Annotated in this window: 20 protein-coding genes; 6 read left to right on the plus strand and 14 right to left on the minus strand. The window is 54.1% G+C overall.

The features are described 5' to 3' along the window. Position 1 precedes the first annotated feature (1 nt). The 3 genes from traN to ACQE3E_RS23665 are packed head-to-tail and all read left to right on the plus strand — an operon-like array spanning position 2 to position 4,778. Positions 2-2,791 carry a conjugal transfer mating pair stabilization protein TraN gene (traN, locus tag ACQE3E_RS23655; RefSeq protein ID WP_427501675.1) on the plus strand — a complete coding sequence of 930 codons (2,790 nt, stop codon included), beginning with the start codon at positions 2-4 and terminating at the stop codon, positions 2,789-2,791. Between the two features lie 11 nt (positions 2,792-2,802). Then, positions 2,803-3,822, plus strand: coding sequence for a hypothetical protein (locus ACQE3E_RS23660; protein WP_427501676.1), 1,020 nt, complete (start codon positions 2,803-2,805; stop codon positions 3,820-3,822). A 5-nt stretch (positions 3,823-3,827) separates the two neighbouring features. Continuing rightward, the gene (locus tag ACQE3E_RS23665) at positions 3,828-4,778 is read left to right on the plus strand and encodes a S49 family peptidase (protein ID WP_427501677.1); all 951 of its coding nucleotides are present in this window, start codon (positions 3,828-3,830) and stop codon (positions 4,776-4,778) included. A gap of 129 nt (positions 4,779-4,907) precedes the next feature. Here ACQE3E_RS23665 and ACQE3E_RS23670 read toward each other — a convergent pair whose 3' ends face one another. Then, positions 4,908-5,432: a hypothetical protein gene (locus ACQE3E_RS23670; protein ID WP_427501678.1), complete on the minus strand. Its 525-nt coding sequence runs from the start codon at positions 5,430-5,432 to the stop codon at positions 4,908-4,910. 107 nt (positions 5,433-5,539) lie between these two features. Here ACQE3E_RS23670 and traF point away from each other — a divergent pair, with 107 nt between their 5' ends. From traF to ACQE3E_RS23685, 3 genes are read left to right on the plus strand one after another with little or no spacing between them, the layout of a single operon-like run. Then, entirely contained in the window at positions 5,540-6,502 is a 963-nt protein-coding gene (gene traF, locus ACQE3E_RS23675; protein WP_427501679.1) for a conjugal transfer protein TraF, read from the plus strand. A 33-nt stretch (positions 6,503-6,535) separates the two neighbouring features. Next, positions 6,536-7,984 (plus strand): conjugal transfer protein TraH, encoded by a 1,449-nt coding sequence (locus ACQE3E_RS23680; RefSeq protein ID WP_427501680.1) that lies wholly within the window; start codon positions 6,536-6,538, stop codon positions 7,982-7,984. Further along, complete coding sequence (locus ACQE3E_RS23685) at positions 7,981-11,622, plus strand: conjugal transfer protein TraG N-terminal domain-containing protein (RefSeq protein WP_427501681.1); 3,642 nt, start codon at positions 7,981-7,983, stop codon at positions 11,620-11,622. Before ACQE3E_RS23680 ends, ACQE3E_RS23685 begins: the two co-directional genes overlap by 4 nt. 479 nt (positions 11,623-12,101) lie before the next feature. On the opposite strand, the gene ACQE3E_RS23690 is transcribed toward ACQE3E_RS23685, so the two are convergent. The 13 genes from ACQE3E_RS23690 to hxsD form a co-directional block, all read right to left on the minus strand. Next, positions 12,102-12,302 carry a PEP-CTERM sorting domain-containing protein gene (locus ACQE3E_RS23690; RefSeq protein ID WP_427501823.1) on the minus strand — a complete coding sequence of 67 codons (201 nt, stop codon included), beginning with the start codon at positions 12,300-12,302 and terminating at the stop codon, positions 12,102-12,104. Between the two features lie 23 nt (positions 12,303-12,325). After that, positions 12,326-13,939: an IS66 family transposase gene (gene tnpC / locus ACQE3E_RS23695; protein WP_427501682.1), complete on the minus strand. Its 1,614-nt coding sequence runs from the start codon at positions 13,937-13,939 to the stop codon at positions 12,326-12,328. Between the two features lie 83 nt (positions 13,940-14,022). Next, the gene (gene tnpB / locus ACQE3E_RS23700) at positions 14,023-14,373 is read right to left on the minus strand and encodes an IS66 family insertion sequence element accessory protein TnpB (protein ID WP_427501683.1); all 351 of its coding nucleotides are present in this window, start codon (positions 14,371-14,373) and stop codon (positions 14,023-14,025) included. After that, positions 14,361-14,648 (minus strand): IS66 family insertion sequence element accessory protein TnpA, encoded by a 288-nt coding sequence (gene tnpA, locus ACQE3E_RS23705; protein WP_150050865.1) that lies wholly within the window; start codon positions 14,646-14,648, stop codon positions 14,361-14,363. Before tnpA ends, tnpB begins: the two co-directional genes overlap by 13 nt. 219 nt (positions 14,649-14,867) lie before the next feature. Continuing rightward, positions 14,868-16,133 carry a hypothetical protein gene (locus tag ACQE3E_RS23710; protein ID WP_427501684.1) on the minus strand — a complete coding sequence of 422 codons (1,266 nt, stop codon included), beginning with the start codon at positions 16,131-16,133 and terminating at the stop codon, positions 14,868-14,870. A gap of 102 nt (positions 16,134-16,235) precedes the next feature. Beyond that, the gene (locus tag ACQE3E_RS23715; protein WP_427501685.1) at positions 16,236-17,054 is read right to left on the minus strand and encodes a hypothetical protein; all 819 of its coding nucleotides are present in this window, start codon (positions 17,052-17,054) and stop codon (positions 16,236-16,238) included. A 127-nt stretch (positions 17,055-17,181) separates the two neighbouring features. Continuing rightward, entirely contained in the window at positions 17,182-17,352 is a 171-nt protein-coding gene (locus ACQE3E_RS23720) for a hypothetical protein (protein ID WP_427501686.1), read from the minus strand. 63 nt (positions 17,353-17,415) lie between these two features. Next, positions 17,416-18,018: a hypothetical protein gene (locus tag ACQE3E_RS23725; protein ID WP_427501687.1), complete on the minus strand. Its 603-nt coding sequence runs from the start codon at positions 18,016-18,018 to the stop codon at positions 17,416-17,418. Between the two features lie 69 nt (positions 18,019-18,087). Further along, on the minus strand, positions 18,088-18,597 hold the full coding sequence (locus ACQE3E_RS23730; protein ID WP_427501688.1) for an HNH endonuclease: 510 nt from the start codon (positions 18,595-18,597) through the stop codon (positions 18,088-18,090). Between the two features lie 854 nt (positions 18,598-19,451). Beyond that, entirely contained in the window at positions 19,452-20,114 is a 663-nt protein-coding gene (locus tag ACQE3E_RS23735) for a thermonuclease family protein (RefSeq protein ID WP_427501689.1), read from the minus strand. A 3-nt stretch (positions 20,115-20,117) separates the two neighbouring features. Further along, a complete protein-coding gene (hxsC, locus tag ACQE3E_RS23740; protein ID WP_427501690.1) occupies positions 20,118-21,275 on the minus strand; it encodes a His-Xaa-Ser system radical SAM maturase HxsC in 1,158 nt (385 codons plus the stop codon). Continuing rightward, the gene (gene hxsB, locus ACQE3E_RS23745; protein WP_427501691.1) at positions 21,272-22,738 is read right to left on the minus strand and encodes a His-Xaa-Ser system radical SAM maturase HxsB; all 1,467 of its coding nucleotides are present in this window, start codon (positions 22,736-22,738) and stop codon (positions 21,272-21,274) included. Before hxsB ends, hxsC begins: the two co-directional genes overlap by 4 nt. After that, on the minus strand, positions 22,738-23,013 hold the full coding sequence (gene hxsD / locus ACQE3E_RS23750) for a His-Xaa-Ser system protein HxsD (protein WP_427501692.1): 276 nt from the start codon (positions 23,011-23,013) through the stop codon (positions 22,738-22,740). Before hxsD ends, hxsB begins: the two co-directional genes overlap by 1 nt. Between the last annotated feature and the right edge of the window lie 2 nt (positions 23,014-23,015).

Here is a 23,015-nt window from a genome sequence, read left to right on the forward strand (position 1 = left end):
CATGGCGATCGAATTTACCCAACGCACCTCCACCCGCGCGATCTGCCGTGGCTTGATCGCGTTGCTGATCTGGGTACCGACCCATGCCGTGGTGGCCGACACGATGACCGAGTCGGCCAAACTGGGCCAGCAAGCCGGCAAGGATGCCGTTAGCGGCTTTGTGATGCCGACGCTGAGCGCGGATCAAAAAACCCTGACCTTGTTTCCCCATTCCGGCAAGGACCTTTCGGTACCGATCAGCGATTTGTTTCCGGATTCGCAATCCGGCAATGCCACCACCTTTACCCAGCTGTACGGCGATAACACGGCCACGCTCAAAGCCGGCAACGCGATGCACACGACGATGGAAAGTCAGGTCAGTCAGACCGGCGAAGCGTATCGGACCTTGATCAAGTCGGCCAATCGCGCGCATCCGGATGTGTACAACGATCCGCTGTGGGGCACCACAGATTATGTAATGCAGCACCAGGACGTGTTCGGCAGGTTTTTTACCGACTGTAAAACCGATGTCAAGGCCACGTTAAACCTCGGTGCCGGTACCGGACCGGATTACCAAATGTGCCGGCGAACTCCGCCGATCAACAGCCGCTGCGTGGCGACGCATGACGTGGTGCTGGAACCGGTCATTCTACCGGCGCAAGGGGAGACCAAGATCGCCTCGTGCGGCGACGGTTGTGTCGATATCTGGGTCGGCAAAGTCGGCAACAATTACTGGTGCTCGGGCGGCTGCGCCAAGAAACAGCAGGCCAGTCAATACATTGTCAAGCACCCCGAAGCCATTACCTCGGCCACAATTACCCGCGCGATTTGGGACGACTACATGCGCATTTTTATTGACGACAAGCAAGTGTGGCAGGGCAATAACGGTTGGAGCACCGCGTCGGTGTGCGAGATGAACACCAACTGGAGTAAGAGACCGAACTTCGACGTGACCTCGTACTTTACGCAGACCCCAAAAGACGGCGCTTTGAAGTTCAACATCAAGGCCTTGGTGTCCGGTTGCGGGGAGGCTTATGCCAAAATCACGATTCGGTACGATCCGGCCAAGCTCATCATCAAGGACGAATGGGCGATGAACGATCAAGCCTGTTCGACGCTGCTCAAAGCCGTGGACGATGGAGTCTGTACCAATGTCAGAACCACCTGCGACATCAACGCCGGTACCCAACGCGATGGCAAATACTGTATTAGCATCAGTACCTCCGCCGGCGAAATGGCGGTGTGCGAGCCGTATTTCAAGGATGCGCCGTTCGCCGGCGTCCCGGAGACTTGTACCCAGGCGACGATGACCGCCAGCTGCAATCCGCACAATTTGCCGTGCTGGACCAATGCGCAAGGGGTCAAGCAGTGCGTCAGCGATATCGAAAGCCAAGTCCCTCAAACCTGCGAAACCCTGGAGGCGAAGGGTTGCGGATTTATCAAATCCGAATGCGTCGACGGCACTATCGGTCGCAGCGGCAAGTGTTGGCTGTCGCAGGACACCTACGATTGCGGTAAGCAATTTGGCGTGATTACGGCGAGCCCGGTGGCCAAGCCCGATTGTGGCGAGACGGTGCGTTGCATGGGCGAGGAATGCGTCGACATCACCCGCACCGAGAGCCAGGATTTTGCCAACGCGGTCGCGGCGCTGAACTCGGCGCAACAAGCGGCGATGGACAAAAAATGCGTCGACGAGAAAGACGTCACCACCTGCACGGTGTTCGAAGGCACGGGCGGTTCCTGCAAAATCGTCAATCTGACCAGTACGATCGACTGCTGCACCTCGCCCAGCTCGATCGGCATCGGTGAGTATATCGACTTGCTGTACAAGGTCAGTAAGACCCACAACGTGATCATGCGGTTGGATAAAGACAATCTAATCCGCGGCGCCTGGCAGACCCTGTCGGATCCTTACATCGACGGGGTGTATACCCCGGCCAAAACCGCCTGGGACAACGTGTTGGCTGAACTCGATTCGGTGGTCGACAACATCAGCGGCGAATGCTCGGCGAGTTTCACGAAGACGGCTTATCTAGATGTGATCAGTTCCTTGCGCAATACCGCCATGGAAAAAATGGTGACTTGGACGGCGGACGTGTTCGGGCCGGAAGCGGCCAACGCCTTGTTCAGTGCTACCACCAGCCAGGGAACCACCGAAGCGGTAGACGCCGCGGGCAACTTAAACAGTACTGGGGCAAATCTACAATTAGGGGGCGGCGCGGCCTATATCGGCACCCTACTCAACGTCATCATGATTGCCTATGCGATCTATCAGATCATGAACATGATCGTGCAGATGATCTACCAATGCGAACAATCCGAATACGATTTGATGGCCAAGAACTCGGTGAAAGCCTGTAGTTACATCGGGCAATACTGCGGTTCGAAGATCCTCGGGATGTGCGTCCAGCAAAACTACGCCTATTGCTGCTTCAACTCGCCGCTGGCCCGCATCCTCCAAGAACAGATTCGCCCGCAATTGGGGTTGAGTTTTGGCGATCCCAAGACGCCGCAGTGCGAAGGCATTCCGATCGGCAAACTACAACAGGTCAACTGGAGCCAGGTTAACTTGAACGAATGGATTCATATCCTGACCAGTACCGGCCGATTGCCGTCGACCCAGACGCCGGACAAATTGACGTTAGACGTGCTGACTGGGACCGGTTCGGATTTGAACTACAACGGCGACCGGACTAACAGCCGGGACCGCAACGTGCTGCGGCTCAAAGATATCGATATGAACCAGACCCGCAAAGACGCCGAACAACAAGGCTGGTCGATCGGACCGGTCCCCACTTCACCCAACCCGTAAGGAAAAGAGCCATGCCCCGACGTTGCCAGTACCCGTTAGCGATCGCCATCGCCTTCGCCCTCAACGCTTGCGCCCCGGTCGCCCGCCCGCTCAACGTGCCGGCCGCGCAACAAAGAGTATTGCCGGCCGATGAAGCCCACCAAATCTCGTTTTTGCTACGGGACCTACTTGGCAGCCGAAGTAAACGGCAAGATTTGCAGGACTTGATGTACCAAGAAGTCAATGCCAAACGGATCAAGGCAAAAAATGCCGGTGTGGCCGCAAAGCCGGCCGGCTCGAGCGATACGATCCGTAATCTGGCCGAGGATGCCAGCTTTGTCGGGGCGGTGGCGACCGGAGCGCCGCTCGCCCCGGCAGGGATGGACGTGGCGACCGGCATCGGGATGGCCGGATTGGCGCTGAGTTTTTTAACGCCGTCCGAGAAGCCGGCCGATCTTTATCAGGTGTACGGTCGGCTGTACATGGATCAAAGCTATGCCAATGCGCTGAGTATTCCGGTGACGGCCCGGCTGGATATGCTGCGCCGCTTCGAATCCGCTGTCCAGCAAGCCGGCTTGACCGCGACTTGCGTGGATCACTGCGGCGACGACCAAAGCGTCCGCTGGCGGGTGTATAGCCTGGCCGGCGGCGGCGAACCCTTGTGGGCGATCTTGCGGCTGGCCGATACCGAGCCGGCGCCGCGCGATCCGGTGCGGGATGCGCTTTTAGGGTATCCGGCCATTTTGCAAAGTGCCACCGATAAGGACGATAACCAGGGCACCGCGCATAGCCTGGTGATTCGCCGGGCGCCGCCGGTGCCGGCCACTTTCGATCCTAGCCGGCAATTTCAGGATGCCGAACACACTGCCTGGGACAACCCCAAGGCTCGCCAAGTGCTGCGGCACATGACGGCCGACGGCCATTGGCTGTTCGCCTGGAATCTGACGGACGGGCAACACTTGGCGGCCTGGAAAGGGCGCTTATTTGCGATCTCCCAGCCCAGTTACTGGGTGGATATTCGTAATGCCATCGACTATGAAATTTTGGAGTAAAGACCATGAGCCAACACGATACGACCATCAACGGGTTGCTGGACATCATCAAAAGCAACACGGCTGTCATGCGCAAGACCCAACGAATCAATACCGCGTTTAAAACGCTCTCGCTGTTGACGGTCTTGGGGTTTTTGGGCTTGTCGATCTATTCGAACTGGCAAACGTTGGTTAGCCGAAACGATCCGCATGTCGCGATGGTGCGGATCAGCGGCGAAATCGCCCCGGATAACCCCACCAATGCCGATAGCGTGATCGACAGTTTGCGCACGGCGTTTGCGCAGGCGCAATCCAAGGCGGTGATGCTGGAAATCAATAGTCCCGGCGGCACCCCGGTGCAGGCCGGCCAGATTTTCGATGAAGTGTTACGGCTCAAAACCAAGTATCCGGACAAAAAGGTGGTGTCCGTCATCAGCGATTTAGGCGCCTCCGGCGGCTATTACGTGGCGGTGGCCGGTGACGAAATTTATGCCAACCGGGCCAGTATGGTCGGATCGATCGGGGTGCGGATGGACTCGTTCGGCTTTACCGGCATCATGCAAAAACTGGGCGTGGAGCGGCGTTTGTACACCGCCGGCAAATTTAAAGGCTTCGCCGACATGTTCTCCGAGCCGGAGCCCGAAGCGGTCGATCAGATCAAGACCTTGTTGTCGCACGTACACGACCAATTCATCGCCGTGGTGAAGACCCATCGCGGCCAACGCCTGAAAGATGATCCGAATTTGTTTTCCGGAATGGTCTGGAGCGGCGAGGATGCGCTCGCGCTCGGTTTGATCGACGGCATGGGCGATCGGCGCAGCGTGGCCGAGCAAACCCTGAAACTCGAAAAAATCGTCGATTACACCCAGCAAGAAGACCTTCTGACCCGGTGGGGTCGAGCGCGGGCGTCGCTCAGTGCGCTGGTTTCCGCCCTGACCAGTTTGGGTGCGTTGCTGGGTTCGGCGACGCTGAGTTAGTCGACGGCGGTTTGTCTAAATGTTACGCAGCGGGCTAACTGTTTGAATTGGTAGATCGATCGAGGGCTTTTCGCCCATTTGTCACAAACTTGTCCACAGATTTTGTGGATAAGTCGGTGACCTGGGCGATCAGTTGATGTGGGCTTTGGTTTTCTCCGACATGACGTCGAACGCATCCGGGGCGCGTAACGTCAGGCGGCTAACGCCGTTTCGAAGCAGTTCGTCTCGCCATTCGAGGAGCTTTTCGGCTTGTTTGAACAGGCGGCGCTGTTCGAAGGCTTCTTTCTCGGCAGGGGGCATGTCGTGAGGGGGCGGGCCTAATTCGGCGTCGACATCCCTAACGGCTAAAGCGTGGGCGAGTTGCAACCAGAATTGATCTTCGCCGAGCGATTCGCGGAAGGTTTGGTAAATGGGTTTGGACTCGAAGGTGTCGGAGATCAGGCGTTGGGGGAATCCTGGCAGATCGACGACTGAATGCCCGCAGTCCAGGAGGTCGGCGTAGCTCAACAGCTTCTCGATCAGCGCGCGATAGGGGGCGGTGTGTTTGACCTGTTTGTGTTCGGCGCTACGGACGGATTTATCGGCCAGGTAGAGAAATTCCAGGAGCAGTAAATATTCGTCTTGCGACAAGCGGATGTCGGCGTATTCAGTCATGAATGATACTCGCGTAAGGCGTTAAAAACGGGGGTCGGGACTCGTGCCGGGGGCTTTGAAGAGCGCCTGGCCGGCGGGTTTAACCAAAAAATCGGGACATTGGAATCATGTTTAAACGTTTACTCACAGTGTGTTGCCTATTGCTGTTGCCTTGCGCGGCCTGGTCCGATCAGGGGGAACCGTCTTTTTTTCTGGATAAACAACGCGGGTGGTTCTGGCGGGAGCTGTCCCCGGAACCTAGTATAGAACAAACGCCCAGTCCGTCCGAGACAGAGGAAAAAATTTCATCGAATCCTCAGAAACAGGAGATGCCGCCTCCCGAGCCTGCGCAGCCGCCGGCGTATCTCTCGGCCGAATGGTTTCGGAAAAACCTCGAACACTACAAAGATGCCGCCATCGACAGCCCGACCGAGCAGAACGTCGCGGCGTACTACTACTTGCAACGGGTGATGATGGATAAGGCCCAGCGCTTTGCCAATGTGGCGCAACGGGTGGTGATGGCCGATCCGCGATTGGACGAGAACAACCGCCGGCCGCTGGCCACCTTCGCCTCCAATGCCGCCAATCAACGGGCTACCCAGGCCAACGAGCAGGCCATGTCCACCATCGCCAAACAAGCCGGTTTGTTGTTTTTCTTTCGTTCGGATTGCCACTTTTGCGAGGCGCAAGCGCCGTTGCTCAGCGTATTGGAGCAACGCTTCGGTTTCAAAGTGTACCCGGTGTCCTTGGACGGCAAGCCGATGCCCTCGGGCTTTTATAAACAATTTCGGACCGATACCGGCCAAGCCCAGGCCCTGGGGGTGATGTCCACTCCGGCCCTGTTCTTGATGAAACCGCCCAACGAGATCTTGCCCGTGGCGCAAGGGGTGGTCTCGCTGGACGACTTGACCTCGCGGGTGTTGCTATCGGCCAAACACGCCGGCTGGATTTCCGAGCCACTGTTCAACACGGCGCGCGGGGTGACCGATTCGTCGTTTCTGCTGCCGGAGGCCGGGGTCTTGACCGAACCCGTCATGAATGACGCCGGCCGCCTGGTGGAGGCGTTGCGCCGGCAACCCTTGCGACCTTAATCGTCTTTTACACTTTGCCATCTGGGAGCGGATATGAGGCACTCGAATACGTTTGGGATTTTTGTTCTGGTCTGGCTGTTGGTACAGCCGGCCAGTGTCTTCGCCGATTTGCAACAGGAAATGGACGCGATGTTTGGGACGATGACCAACGTCACCACGCCGACCGCACACCTCGGGCAGCGGCGTGGCGTGATTACCGGGGGTTCGATCGTCTCGCGCAACAAGATCGTGGAAACCAATCTGGTGTCCTTCATGCCGCCATCGTTTAGCGCTGGTTGCGGCGGGATCGATTTATTCGGTGGCAGCTTCTCATTTATCAACAAGGATCAATTCATCACGTTGATGCGGTCGGTGGCGGCCAATGCCACCGGCTACGCCTTCCAGCTGGCCATCGATTCGATGTGTAACCAGTGCGGGGTGCTGATGTCCGGCTTGCAAAAGCGGATTCAAGATCTCAATCAGATGTTCTCGAATTCCTGCCAATTGGCGCAAGGGATCGTCAATGATGCCACCAGCTTGTTGCCGGCGTCGGCGACCGAGAAAATGCAAAAGTCTGAAATCTCGTTCTCCAAAGGGATTACCGACGTGTTCGGCGCACTGACCAATACCAGTACCCAGGGCGACCCGACGCAGCAAGTGAAAAACAACGCCGCGACCGAAATGAAGACCATCATTCAGGGTAATTTGGTCTGGCGAGCGCTCAACGAAAAAGGTGCCAAAAACTGGTTTCAGTTCGGCGGCGTCGACTTGCTGCAAGCGATGATGAGCATCAGCGGCACGGTCATCGTCAACGAACCGACTTCAGCCCCGGATGGCCACGGCGAGACCAATCCGGTCGAAACGCTGAACGGCATTATCGGCATTAAAGAACTGCTCAACGGCTCGGGCAGCGGCAGTTATAACCAAGTCAAAATGTATTCGTGCGACACCACCGAAGCGGACGGCTGTTTAAATCCGACTATCAAGGATACGACCCTCGTCGGTTTACGCAAACGCGTGACTGACTTATTGATCGGCAATAGCGTCAAACCGGGTCTGGTCTACAAATTCGGCACAAATACCGGCGATCTGAGCGCGGATGAGAAGGCGTTTATGGAGCTGGTACCGGGCGCCGTGGCCGCGATGATCCGCAACATGGCTCGCCAGGATTACGGTATGGCCCGGCTATTCGCCGAAGACGCGGCGCCGGCGATCGCGCTGGAGCTGGCGCAAGCGATGATTCAAAACTTATACGACGCCGCCCGCTATGCCGCCTCCTTACAAGACAGCGCCTACGCCGCCAAATTGGCCGACACCCTCAGCGTGTCCCGGCAACAAATCGAGGCCGATTCCACCGAGCTAGCGATGCGCCACGGCAATATCAAGGCGGTGCTCGAGTTCTACGCGAGCATCATGAAAGCCACCCAAACCCGCAATTACGCACAATTCGAACAAACCAGCGCATCCGCCGCCCAGTATCCCACCCATGAGGAGACCAAATGAGCTACGAAATCTTTTCCATCGGGGATTCCCAGTTTCTGGCTGCGATCCTCAATGCGATCGCGATGATCGCCCAAACCGACCATTACAAGGCGGCGGCGTCGGTCGGCGCCTCGCTGGGGGTGATGCTGGTGATGTTGCGGGGTCTGACCCAATTCAATGCCAGCGGCATTCGCTATCAGGACGTGTTCGCGTCGATGTTGATTTATACCGCCTTGTTTGCGCCGGGGGTGCAGGTCAAAGTGGAAGACGCCTATTCCGGCAATGTGGTGGTGGTCAATAACGTGCCGTTTGGGCCGGCGGTCGCCGGTTCGATCATGTCCAATATGGGTTACCGGCTGACACGCTTGTTCGAACAGGCGTTCGCGGTCCCCAGCATGACCGAACACGGTTTTGCCGATCCCTTAAACACCTTGATCGCGGTCCGAAAAAATTTGTTGTCGCGGATTACCTTGGGCAAAGCCAATTCGCCAACGGCCCAAGTCGATCTGGAAGCCTCGTTCGTCAATTACATCAAGGAATGCACGATAACCGGCGTGGATCTGAACTTGAACACGATGGATGCGATTATGCGCACCTCGAATGTGATGACGGCGATCCGCTTTAACTCCAAAATCTACACCACCGAGATTTATCTGGGGTCGGGTCCGCAGATTTTGACCTGTACCGATGCCTATGTGGCCCTGGACGATTACGTGACCAAGTATGCCATCACCGGTCTGGAGGATTTGCTGCAACGAACCTTGAACCTCAATCGCCCGGAGGATGTCAGCACCCGGATTAGCGATGCCTTATCGGCCTTATCCAATAGCACCATCAGCGCCAACGACTACATGTTGTCCAGCTTGGTCGTGCCGATGTTCGAAAAAGGCATCGTCGGCCGCTACGAAGATGGCCTGAAGTGGAACAAGGCGGCGATGGTCCATCAATCGATCCAGCAGCGCAATATGCAGTGGGCGGCGGAACAAACGCTGTTTACCCGGATCGTCCGGCCAATGATGACCTGGATCGAGGGTTTGAGCTACGCCATTACCCCGTTGATGGTGTTCGCGGTGATGTTGGGGTCGGCCGGTATTTCGATGGTCGGCCAGTATTTCAAAATGCTGTTGTGGATCCAGTTGTGGATGCCGATCATGGCGGTCATCAATTTGTACATCAACATGTCGGCGCTGGGCAAATTGGATGCGCTGGATGCGCAAGGCTTCAACATTCCCTCGATCGAAGGGATCTACCAGATGGACATGGTGCTGCAGGATTGGGTGGCGATCGGCGGCATGCTGGCGTCGTCGACGCCGGCGATCGCCTTGATGCTGGTCTACGGCGGTTCGGTGACCGCCACCCACTTCATGGGGCGCATGCAGAGCGGCGATTATATTGACGAGCGCGCGGGTTCGCCGGCGGTGTTGGCCACAGCCCCGGTGTTTGCCAACCAGTCTAGCTATCATCACTCTCCGTTGAGAGGGACTCATCAAGCCGGCGCCGAAAATGTCTTGCCCACCTTTAATGTCGGACGCGACGTGTCCGAAGCGGTCTCATCCTCGTCGAACTGGATGCGCCAGGCCGGCACGCAATTCATGAGCTCGCTGGCGAGTTCGGCGGGTAATAGTTTTGCATCGAATCGAGACGCCTCGACCGGCTCCAGTTACTCACAGAGGCTCAATAGCAGCTCGTCCGAAACCGACAAGTTGATGCGCAGCGAAGCGTCTGGGTACGCACAACGCTATAGCGATACCAATATGACCTCGGATCAATTTGCGTCGGTGCTGTCCGGCGGGGTGGCCGCGAGCGAAAGTGGGTTTCCTCGAAAAGACGGGGAGAGCGGCGGACGTAGGAATGACAAACAAACCCAAAAAGACAGAATAAGAGGCGACATCAGCGATCGGTTGCAAAGTCAGTTCGGGTTGAACGACACCCGTTCCAACGAAATCGCCAACGATATGGCCACGCGCTTGACCGACGATGCCGGGTTTCAAACCGACTTGGCCCGCAGCGTAGCATCCGATGCGCAGTCCGGGACCCGCGAAGTGGTGTCGCTCGGCCTTAACCACCAAACCCTGCAAAGTTTGCAATCATCAGCGAACGACGTGCTGTCCGCGTCGGAAGCCTATAGCGCTACCTCGTCGATGCAAAGCCGACTCGGCACGAACGCCCAATTCGGCGCGCTGGAATCTGGCCACGCGATCAGTAGCCACCCCGGTTTAATGAGCCGACTGAATAATGAGCTATTGCGATATGGTTTAAGCGGCGACGCGCAAAGCCTGGCCGGCGAATGGCGCCAGTCGGGCTTGATTACCGATAAGGATCAAGCCTACGCGGCGGCCGGCCTGTCACTACTGACCGGACATTCGCAGGCCAGATTCCGGAACATGAATCGAGCCGAAGCGGGACAAGCGAAAGCGTCCGGATTTGAATTGCTGGGCGATGCGTTCGCGGCGAAAACCGGTCAAATGGCGGATCCGCATAAGAATGCCGGACTTCAAGCCGATGCGCCTGCATACGGCGACGCGCGGGGGCAATTCGATCGCGCCGGCGTGGCCGACCCGCGGGGAGCGGCCGGCAATTTGCCAGGGCATGTCAATGCGCGGATGGGCGAAATTGGCCGTCAGGTGAGCGCTGGCGATGCGAAAGTCGGGGATTTTCATAATAAAGAAACCCGTGAGCTCAAGGCGGGTACCCAATCTGAATTTTCAGAAATGGCCGGGGCTAAGGCTGACTATTTTGCCCAAGAGATAGCCCATCTGGCCAGAGGCGAACAGTCAGTGGGCGAAATGAATTACGATTTTGCGGCGGGGACGCTTTATAGCGCTAGGCTCAGTATTGAAACATTAGGAGGACAGGCCTATGGTGTCGCCAGTACCTTTTTCGATGCGATGTCTGGCCATCTTGCTCAGGGTGACGGCTATGCGGCTGCAGCGCAAAAAGCGTTTAATGAAGCCGGCGAGGGGGGCGAACAAGCGGTTCAAGCCTGGCGAGAGATGAAAGGAAATGAAGTCGCGAACCACCTAACCCCAAGTCAACTGGAGTATTACAAAGCCGCGCTCACGGAAACCGGCATGGGGCTGAGAGCTGCCGATTACGGATTCGGTAGCGGGAATGCTACTGCGGCAGCGCGTGAAAAACTGGTTACCGAACATGGCCCGGACTTAGGCGGCGATATCGCCGAATTGCTCAATCGTGCTGCGACGCAAAACAGGCCGGATTTGGCTCATTCGATCGGCAACTACAATGACGCGGTAAAAAAAAACAATAGTGCCGGTTCGTTAGTGGAGCCTAACCAGTTACAGCCGATCTTCGAACAAGTGGAAAGCCGATACGGGTTGCCTGACGGGATTTTAAGTCGGATGGCATCAGCCGAGTCGGCGTTTGACAGTCATGCGCTATCGCCGAAAGGCGCGCAAGGTGTGATGCAGCTGATGCCGGATACGGCGGCACGGTTTGGTGTGAAAGATCCGGAGGATCCGGCGCAAGCGATAGATGCAGCCGGTCAGTATATGCGTTTCTTGCTGAATCGATATGACGGGAATTTAGAATATGCGGTGGCGGCGTATAACGCTGGCGAGGGTAGTGTTGATAAACACAATGGCGTGCCGCCGTTCAAAGAAACTCAGGAATATGTCAGAAAGGTACTTAGTTCCTCTTAAAGGTAACTTATGTATATTCGAAGTGAAATAAGGCAAACAAAAAAAACGAAAATACGGAAAAGTAACCCAAAAAAAGTAATGGGTTTCTTTGGTTCTCTAAAAACCTGAACTGTCCCTCCGCACAACTTACAGATGGAATGCATGGCCACGCCGTATGAAAAATACACATACGGGACAATTCGGCGTTGGCAATGCGGACAAGCGATGCGCCCGTCATCAATTTGTGACGGGCGTTTCGGTCGAAATGTATTCTGATTGTTGAGTCTAATCATGGTCAGGCAAATAGAGTTTCGTGGTGCTAGGGAACAATAGGCTTAACAGCTGAATTAATGTGAGACATTATTTTACTCGCCTAGTATCTATTCTCAACTTCTTTTCACAGAAATGCGCTGCCTGACAGGCTTAGAAGTTTTTCTACTAAGCCGCCTGCGCGGCGGCCAAGATCAACCCCTTTACGATAAAAAAATTCGCTCGCGAATTTAGCGGCGACGCCTATTACCAACGAACCATAACAGGCCGCCACCCATCAGCCAGGCAGCGCTCGGTACAGGCACGGCGGACACTTGACCGGGACTGACGGCCCATGCATAGTTCTGATTGAGCTTATCGTAGTGGTTCGGGAAGCCAAGCTGAGTAACGAAGATCCACACTTCAGTGTAAGCGGCTAGCCCCCACCACATCGTCAACGTGTTGCCGTTATGATTTAATCCATGTTACTGAACGGTAGTAATTCGTCGATGCGGCTATTGGGCCAGGTGGGGAGTTTTTCCAGGGTGTCTTTTAGCCAGGCGCTGGGATCGAGGCCGTTGAGCTTGGCAGTGCCGAGCAAGGTTTGAATGACGGCCGCCCGTTGTCCGGCGCGTTCGGAACCGGCGAACAACCAATTCTTTTTTCCCAAGGCAATGGGACGGATGCTGTTTTCGACGGGATTATTGTCGATGGGCAGATCGCCGGTTTCGGCGTAACGCGTCAGCGCAATCCAGCGTTTTAGACTGTAATCGATCGCTTTGGCCGTTGCACTGTTGGGCGCGGTATTCAGGCGGATTTGCTGTAACCAGTCATGCAAGATTGTCAGAGCCGGCAAACTTTTTTCGGCGCGCAGACGTTGCCGCTCATCGACTGCCATATCCCGGCCTTCGGCTTCGATGGCATACAGCTCGGCGATGCGGTTCAGGGCTTCTTGCGCCACAGGGCTCTGACTGGCCTGGAACAGATCGAAGAATTTCCGGCGCGCATGCGCCCAACACGCTAGTTCGATACACGGTTCGAGGATGTATTGGGTTTCGGGATGCGCGCGGGTAGCGGCAAACAGGGCTTTATAGCCCCCATAGTCGTCAACGACGAGCTGACTATGCCAGTCTTGCAGAAGCTGCTGCGCATGCCGGTCACTGCGACCGGCTTGGTAATCGAAGATGATGATCTTGGGGCCTGGTTGTAAATCGTTGCTGCGATAAGCCCATAGATAGGCTTTCTTGGTTTTACCGTTGCCAGGATCGAGCTGCGGTACCGGCGTTTCATCGGCATGTAGACAATCGCGCTGTAGCAGATGCCAGGCTAGTCGATCAGCTAAAGGTTGCAAAGCGACCCCGAGGCGGCCGACCCAATCCGCCAACGTGGAGCGGGATAAGATCACGCCGTCCCGAGCGGCGATTTGTTCCAGCCGGTAAAGCGGTAAGTGATCGAGGAATTTGCCGATCAGCACCCAGGCCAATAAACCAACCGCTGCCATGCCGCCGTCGATCACCGCCGGTGGAATCGGCGCGGCCGTGATGGTTTCGCAGGCTCGGCAGGCGTACTGTGGGCGGATGTGCCGATGCACGAAAAACTTGGCGGGTTCGACGTCCAGTTGTTCGCTGACGTCTTCGCCGATCTTGACCAAGTCTCGCCCGCATTGGCCGCAGCTGCAGGATTCCGGTTCGTGGCGATGTTCGATGCGCGGCAAATGCTCGGGTAAGGGTTGACGTCCGGCGCGCGGGCGTTTCGGGCGGGCTACCGTTTCACAAGGGCTATCGTCTTGCAGTTGTTCGACTTCCGCGTCGATGGCCGAGATATCGGTATTCCAGGTTTCCTCGAACACATCGCGTTGCAATGGCGCCAAGGCTTCGCTTTGGGTACTGAAACGGATGCGCTTGTAGTAGGCCAGTTCGTGCGTCAGCGCAGCGATTTTGACATCTTTGGCATGAATGACGGCATCTTTGGCTTGGATGATCTTGGCATCCCGTTCCGCCTGTTCGATCAGCGATTGAATCAGTGCCGCCACCTCGGTTTTGGTCGCCGATTCCAGGTTCAATTGATCGAGTTTAGGGAGCGAATTCATAACGGCTATTATACCGCAATAAGCCCTACAACCCTTGATGTGACTGGATTTTACTAGGATTTTAAGCGCGTCTGTTCACCGCGTCAGACCTGCCAATCGGGTTGGCATTTTGCCGATAGCCGTTGCCAGTCAACGCCAGCAATCAACCATTGCCACTGCACCTGACTGATCGCGAATACCTTGTCATCCGCTTTGGGCCAGACAAAACTGCCCTGATGCAAACGGCGCTGACACAACCACACGCCATTGCCATCCCACAGCAACAACCGCAAGCGGTTGCCGGCGCGATTGCGGAAGATAAAAGCCGATCCGGCGCAAGGCGAATGCCCTAGGCTCTGTTGGACGACGGCCGACAAGCCATCCAGGCCGCGCCGCATATCGACTGGCGCTACTGCCAACCAAATCTGCGCCGGTGTGTCGATCAAGCCAGGCATCGCAACAACTCAGCGACCCAGTTCGCCGACACGGAAGCCGGTAATTCCAAGCGATGACCTTGGGCATGCGTAAAGACAATCGCCGCCGTTGGCGCAGGCTCAACCTGCACCGGTATCAGTGCAGACGATACTGTCGCTGGTAGTTTTCGATAGTCGCTCAGCCGCGCCGTGAACGTGCGAACGTTAATCTGCTGCTCAGCGCAATACTCGGCTTGCGATAGACCGCTACGTTGCCATGCTTCAATATGCTGAAGCCACTTCGATGTGATCGCCATTACTTCTCCTGATCAAAAAATCACAGGATGCCGCAGGTCCAATATTTTTTGCATGTGGAACCGATGCTAGCTTACCGCGAAACTACGGCCACAAGCTGTCTATCGGCATTGTTCTACATGTAGCAGGTAAACACCTAAAAGCCGCCGCTTAACGCAGAAATGACCGGCGGACAGTAGGCCGGCGAAACGGCCGATAGGACGTATGAGCCGATTGTCATGTTAGACTTCATCGCCCCGCTCTAGATCAGCGACGTCTTTCGGAATGATCCACCACCCGTCTTTCTTTGCTGGGACAAGCCTTTCGATTGCAACGCTTTCGAGATCATCTGACGTTAGCTGTGCGACATCTGGAGCGGTCGGAGCCGTTGTGAACGCTTTGAGTTGTTCAACAAGCTTTTGCTCCGCCTCCAGAGACAACGGGATCGGCGCCTCGGGATTGGATTCAGCGTTCGGGGCATGCTTCCTCCATAACGAAGCGACGATGCCATTTTGATCTCCGGGTGGTCGGGGAGCCAGCTTGTGCAAGCCGATCTGGCGCTCTTCTTCCGGCACAGAGGAGAGTTCCTGATTGATCCGCGTAATGTCCGTCTTTAGGTCCGGGCCCCAAACGAAATCTTGCCGCTTGTTCAGGAACACGGGTGCGCAGCGTCTGTGGAGCTTGTCCCCTGACACGAAGATGTGGCAAAACGGTAAGTAGAACAGGTATGCAATGTCAGCGCGATTGGAGGCGCGATCTGAAGAAATTAAATTGGCCGCGAGCGCAATCTGGAAGAAGATCTCGACTTTTAGAACATGCGCGGCATAGTTTGCGTACTCCGCCAGGGACGGAAAGCCTGCATCCGACCAACGCTGAATGATTGGGCCCCAAAGTTGTTGGGGAATATGAACGAAGGAAAAGAGAAGCGCGAGTTGCTGCTCCGGCTCAAACCTCGCATTCACAAGCGAGGCGGCGATGCCGTACGCTTGCTCTATCGTTTTGCAACTTTGAGGGGTTATTCCAAGCGTACGCATCCTCGAAGCGACTTCAGGCAAATTTAGATCTGACAGCATTGCACGCCATGATGACGCGGACTCCCGTTCAATGTCTTGAAACTGCCCCCGCTGCCATCGCGAAAATGCTTCGGCTTCAGGAGAATTCTTGAACACCACCCCCGCCTTACCGGCTGCGTTTCGGACCGGTCGGCCTCCTGCAAGGGGAACTTGACCAAAGTGTGGCGCCTCATGACCCATCAAGTTCGCTATGCAGATTTGTGAGTGATGCACGCAAGGTGCCCCCGACATGACAGGTGTCTTGTCCGCGATGATACGGACTAAATCTTCAGGAGTTCTTGAGGCGCCTGGACGGTCTCGCTTGCTGAGGTCGGCAAGCGTTTCAACAAAGAACAGCGGACAGATGACTGGCAAGAAGAAGTGATCAAACCACACCGACTCATCGACCGTGAGCGACTGCAAGAAGGATTTGTCGAAAAGTGCTAGTGGACCCACGGCGTCACCAAAGAGGTCCAACGTAGAGCGAACCGGCGCTGCGCGGCTTTATCGCGCAGCGTCCAGCGACCGAAAGGAGCGAGGTTGAGCGCCATGTTATGCCTAAATTTCGTGGGAACACTCAATCTCGTCTGGCATTTCGTTGGATACTGCCGCGTTTACGAAATTGAAATTTATCGCCCAATGTCCGCCACCCTTTGGTTCCGTAATTATGTAACTGTGTGAGCCAACAGCCATTAGGTAATCGGAATGCTGCCGACGGAAATACTTGTATGCCGAAACAACATGTTGTTCTGTTGACTCTTCGGCGAGGTCGTCATCGTCATATCCGGCAAAGGCATCATAGTGTTCCTGTGGGCTAAATAAGCCAGAATGGGTGTAGCGCTGCCTTTCGATGTATTCCTCGCATCCGGCGCACACATCAATTAGTAGCTGATCGTTGGTCCATTGTGACTCGCCATGACGATTGTAGTTTTGATCAAGAAGAACGATGGCTGGGAACAGATGACTGCCACAGCTATTGCATCTTGGAAACGCCAGATCAAGAACATCAATGACTTCAAAATTTCCTTGATCCAGCAGGGCGATTTTGTAGCTTGGGCCTGTGCCCATAAAGGGCTCATAGTCAAGAAATTTCTTGAAATTGATGTTTGTCGTTACATCAAACCTTGCTGGTCGTGCGCCAAACATTCCAGCAAAATCGGCATGCTCCCCCATGTCGCCCGCCACAGTTAGATAAAACTCTTTTCCATGTTGCTCATAAAACCGAAGCTCAGCCATGAGGCCAATATAGCTTTGGGTATCTAACTGCCTCCGATAGGTTTTTTCCATCCACTCGTAGGCAACAGAAAATCCCTTCGTCCGATCATTGGCTGTGCAAAAGAGGATTCTTCGAATTTTGTTGTAGGTTTCCGCGCTCATAACGATTTCTCGGATGCATAACGTGGAAGTGAGGGGCGCGAGCGGCCCAGCCGCGAAGCGTCCCTCTCGACTGTCAGGTTATTGCGCACGCTATCGAAGCCGTGTGCCATTGGGATTAATTGCTTCTTCATCTCGTCGCGTTGGGTAGTACTGTTTTTTCTGGTCCACGAGCCATGACTTCTTCGATAAAGGAAACATCCTGGCCTTCCGGAAAAATAAGAGCGAACTCATCATCGGTTGCGGCAAAGATGTCGTACACAGAGTTAGCGGCACCGTCGATGACTTGGATATTCTTCATGCGCTATAACGTAGAAATGAGCGGCCTGCGCGGCTTTTCGCGCAGGTCTGATCGACTGCCGGGTTAGGTTCGCGTGTTGCTCTTAAGGTCATAACGCATTGCGGAGTCAAGTACAGCTGACCGAATGGAAAGCACGGGGGAGTTTTTGGCGTACCTTTCGGCGGCAGCGGCAAGCAGCGTGCAGAATTGAACGCTGTGCTTAGTTATTCGTTCATTTTCTCTGTCAGTCTTCTTGTACAGGCGTTCACCGCTGTAGCGAGATTTCTGGTCAAGGGTGAGATTGGTTAGTCCAAGCGAATTGGAGTCAAGTACCAAATGGCATAGTTTATGTATCAATATGGTATCGAAGTCACTTTCCGGCGCAACGCTTAGCTCGGTAGCCAAAAGCAGTACGTCTGCATTGAGGCCGGCGATTGGAAACACCTCTTGGACGGCAACTTTGTAACCAGCAATTGAATCGCCAAATCGCCTATTCATGGCTTCAGTTAGTGAGGCCGGGGGATTTCCAAACAACGGGAAAAACGAGTGAGCGGGAAGGTCAATCGCGTAGCCAAACAACTGACGTCCGTGATTGGCGGCGAGATACGCTTCAACAGATAGGCCAAAGACCTCGGTCGCCAAAGCTCTGAAGCGCTCTTCAATATGGTTACCCGGGACAATTTGCATTTGCGAACCTAACGTCTGAATTCACCGGACTAGCGCGGCTTTATGCACCAGGTCCGGTGGAATGATTGGTTAGCCCTTTGCATGGTGTTTTCTCCTTGTCTCCGCAGACGAATGCAGTGTGCGTGCTCGCGCAAGCAAAGACTCCCAGTCTTTAAGTAGTTGAGCGTAGCTCTTCTGCTCTTCAGGGGAGAGCGCCGTCTCCGGGGATGATGGGTGATAAGGGTGGCGTTTGAGGTACGCCTCAATTCGCTCGATTTGTGCTTCTGAGTCTCCTGGATACTTAGCCCTGACAAAGGGCCGCCAATCGCCATCTCCGCGAGAGTCGTTGCATGTTTGACAAGCGGGAACTGTATTTCCAATAACTAGCTCACCGAAGCGCGTGACCGGGATAAGGTGGTCTGGGACGATTCCTCTATTTTCCTTGGTTGCGCCACTTCCGCAAAAAACACAAAGGCCATCAAATTCATCTTTAAGATGTTGCCACTGAGCTGTTGGCATGGTTTGACGTGGTGCAACGATCTCTCGTAAACCACGTGCGACGTTATATTGCATTCGAGTGAAGTGTTTAGTGCCTGGCATAAATGGGCTAACAAGTTATTAAGCTGTCAACAGTATATCCACTCATTTATGTACTTCTACACGATAATAATTTGATAGGCATGAGATTTTTTTTCCGTGTTTCATCGGTTACTGTGCGTTATGGCAGCTAATGACCTAATCGCTGCCATTGAATCACTTCGAACGACAGTCCGCAACGGGTCGGTTTTAGTTGCAGATAATGTCAGTTTGAACACCATTTGATTCCGGTACAAAAATTGTATTGATTGCTGATTGCTCGTTTTCGATTGCAAGTCCCTACAATCAAGTGTTGAAGCGTCTATCTGTGGCTTCTATAGTGCCCTCTAACATAGGTTCCATCTCTACGAAAATATCCATGTACGTTGACGGTTTTTGGCAGTCCAGTAATGGGACTAATGTCGCCATAACAAGACCCGTTTTCTGCGCAAAGCGGAGCATCGGACGGTGGTGTACGTACTGAGCAGCGAATGATTACAAAGGGCCGGGTAACCGCCAAGACAGGTTCTTAAGTTGGTCTCGTACTCCGCCTTCCGGACTTGCTGGGCATGTTCCGTACTGAGCAGGGCATGATTACAAAGGGCCGGGTAACCGCCAAGACAGGTTCTTAAGTTGGTCTCGTACTCCGCCTTCCGGACTTGCTGGGCATGTTCCGCACTGAGCAGGGCATGATTACAAAGGGCCGGGTAACCGCCTAGACAGGTTCTTAGGTTATCGTGATAGGTGTCGGCCATGCCTACCATAGGCAGGACAAGTAAAAATATAAACCATAAAAAGACCGCAATGTCTTTCCGCATAATCGTTTTTATCCGCAACTATATTTATTTAAGTTTAGCTGGCTAATGAAAAGGTATGGGCTACCTGATATTACACAGCTTTTCGCACGGAATTCCGTCGCCATCGCCATCGAGCCTGCTTAATCCGCATTGATTCAAGTAGAACTTTGCTTCGTCGCATGAATTCATTTCCTTGCAATAACGTTTTGCACCGCATTGGTTATTGGACGGTTTTTCAATGGCTGTAGACACGTTGAGTGGGGGTGCATTCTGCTGTTGCCCCTTTCTTGAATGCCTGTATTCCCAAGGTGGCATAGGATTTGGATCAGACCACAAGCCAATTTTGGATTGTTTTGCATTTTCTTCATCTTGAATGAGGCTTTGATCATGAAGATATTGGCGGTATGCCCACGCCATGCCTTGCCTGATTTGTTCTTTGTTCACGTCTATGGAATCGACAAAGATCGTGCCGACAGTTCGACCATATTTGTCGACGGTCTCTTTTTCAATTTTGACGTTTTTGTTGAAAACCATGCTGGCTAGCGCTTGTCTCGATTTCTGACCAAACGCCTGATCGCTCTCTGGGGCATCGATTTGTGCCAGCCTGATTTTGACTTGGCTTTTATCGGCCAATAGTAACGTCACAGTATCGCCGTCATGCACAGAAACGACATACCCTTCTAGGGTTTCAGATAAAGCGACTGCGGCATTTAAGATAAGTGATAAGAATAAAATTATGCGCATACGTTATAAGGGGCGAATGTGTAAGCTGGGTTTGCTGAGATTCCACGAGAAAAACCCGCCGCATTGCTGTTTAGCGTTGCATTCCGAACACTCATCCAGATAGTCGTTCTTCCAGTCGCTGATGGATTTGACGGCATGACAGCGAATGGATTCGGGAACGACGCAGAACGGAGTATTGTAGATCGATACCTTCATGCTGGCTTTCGCCATGGTTTCGACAGCTTCCTGCAGCTCATGCCGGTAATCATAAGGATCGATCCATAGCGCCTGCTGGTTCGATTTCGCGAAGCCGATTATTTCCAGCCCCATCAATGCGACGTGGTCGACGAACAGGAGATTCCGCGTGATGAACTCCGCCAGTCTCGGTAGACGGTGGTAATTTTCCCGATGGATGACCACGCGGATTTCGACCGGGACCTGACAGCGTTTTAGGTTGAGGATACCGCGTATGGTTTCGTCGAATGCGCCGTCTGCCTGCACGATGAAGTCATGCAATTGCGAATAGTCGGCATACAGCGGTATGCCGATCATGACGTCTGGATGCTGAACGCGCGAAACCTTAATCGCCAGATCAAGGTTCTTGAAATTTCGGCCATTGGACAGAATGTGTAGCGAGGTATTCGGTAAGTGGTTTTTGGCGGCTTGAATCAGCCGGGTGAAGCTGTCGTTGCCGATCAGCGTCGTCTCGCCACCGGAAAAGCCGATCTCAGGCGTTTCAGGATGGATCAGCGGCAATGCTTCCAGGATGTCATCGACCAAATAGTTGTCGTCTATATCGCGCGGCGGCTGCGAACACATGATGCAAAACGAGTTGCAGCGTTCGGTCAGCAGGAAAGTATTTACGTTCGCTTCTTTCCGGTACAACACATTGATCTTGCAGCCGGTAGGATAGAACTTGATGACGTCGTTTTCTTTAAGATAGCGGATTTCATTCGACAGCCTGACGGTATTTACAGGCGCATTAGCGATTTCGCCATCGAACGCCAGCAGCACTAATCCAAAGCCGTCAGGTATCGCGGCGGGTTCATGCATGATCAAAACGCTTTGCGAACGAAGCCCGTTTGGCAGGTTCAGATTAACGGTGATCTTGGCGATCAACGGTTCTTCATGCGTCATCGCCGATAAAGCGGCATTGTCCTTGGCGCTCAAATGAATCATCATCTCACCCAGTTGGTTAATATCTTTTTGGTGTCTGGGTCTTCCAGCAGCTTAATCACATGCTTGAAGATTTTCATGTTCTTGGCGCAGAAGCCGCTGAATGCCTTATGACCGACGACATCCTGTTGCGTGGCGTAGTGGTAGACGGGATCGGTGCCGCAATAGGGCAAAAAACCGCAGTCGTGGCACATCGGGGCACTTTCGGAGAGACTCGATTCCAAAGTATCGAGCAGAACATCCGATAGCCAGATGTCTTCGTAGCTGTCCGTATGGACGCTGCCGAGCCTAAATTTCCTGTCGCCCATTTCGGCCAGCATTCGCGCTTCGTCGGATGCGTAGACATCGCCGTCGTAATTGTAAACAATGGCTGCGATCGCGGCGCCGGAAGGCGATTGCAGGTCGACGTAGCCGGTATTGAAAGGCGACAGCAGCTTGGTCAGGATGATTTGCGTGTAGACCTCGACGAAGTGGTGTCCTTGGCGGTTGATCTCCAGGATATAGTCCAAGCCTTCTTTATAAAACTCGAACCATCTGTCGATGTCGTATTTCTGCGTCTGGTGATTCTTGACCGCAAACCCATACGGGCTGAGCGGACGCAGGAAAATGCAGTCGAGGTTATGTTCCAGGTAGGTATCGATGATCGATCTGACTTGCGACAGGCTTTTTTCGGTCGTGGTCATCAACGCCCCAATCTTGTCGCGACCTAAAAATCGCTGGGCGTTTTTGATGCCTTTGACCGTAATCTTGTAGCTGTTTTTACCGGGGCGAGGCCGGTTGCTGTTGTGCAGGGCTTCGTTGCCGTCCAGCGATGTCGACAGATGGATGCCGTGTTCTTGGCAGAAGGCCAGCACGGTATCGTCGAGAAAGCTCAGGTTGCTGGTGATGACGAACTGCAAATCCCTTTTATGCGTTTCGTTGAGCTTTTTGGCTTCTGACACGACATATTGGATGAGATTGAAGTTGAGCAGCGGCTCACCGCCTTGGAACTCGATTTTGATTGCTGGCGACGGGCTCCTGAAAACCAAGGCCAGCGCCTTGCTGGCCGTTTCTTCGGACATATCGAAAGCATGCTTGTCGTCAGTTTGGCGCGATACCTGGCAGTATTGGCAGGTATAGTCACAACGCAACGTGACCACGAAGATATGCAGCGAGGTGAATTGCGAAGTTCTTAGCGCCTTGGTACGGTATTTAAGCGCCAGTAGGTCGATAGCGACATTGGAGTCGTCATCGAATAGAAAATGCTTGGATTTCAGGTCGTGGTAAAAGTCTGTATCCTGATCGACGATTTTCCTGACGTAGCTTTCGAGCTGCGGACGGTCGACAACCAGATATTCGCCGACTTCGTTGCTCAAAAGATACCGACCATCATCCAATCCGGCAAAACGTGACGGCAGCAGGTGGTAATCGTGGTTTTTCGCTTGGTTGAAGTCATCAACCAGCTTGAAGCGCTTCCCTAGCAGTGACATTATCCAATCAATCCTGTATTCGAAAAGGCGTTTGCCAATATCAATTGGCGGACGTTTGCGGTTTCTTTCGAAACCGTGTCGCGTAAATCCTGATCCAAGACTTCGCGTTTAATCCGATCTGTCATGTCGTCGATAGATGATTCAAAAGCGATCACGATGTCGCTGTCTCTCAGTTGAATGTCAAACGAACACTTGTCTTGATATCGATAAAGCGCCCGTTTGATCGTTTCAAGCGAAAAAACGCGAACATCAAAACTGAGTTCGTGTTTTGTCATTT

Origin of the sequence: Methylomonas sp. MED-D (assembly GCF_050276835.1) — a bacterium.
GTDB lineage: Bacteria > Pseudomonadota > Gammaproteobacteria > Methylococcales > Methylomonadaceae > Methylomonas > Methylomonas koyamae_A.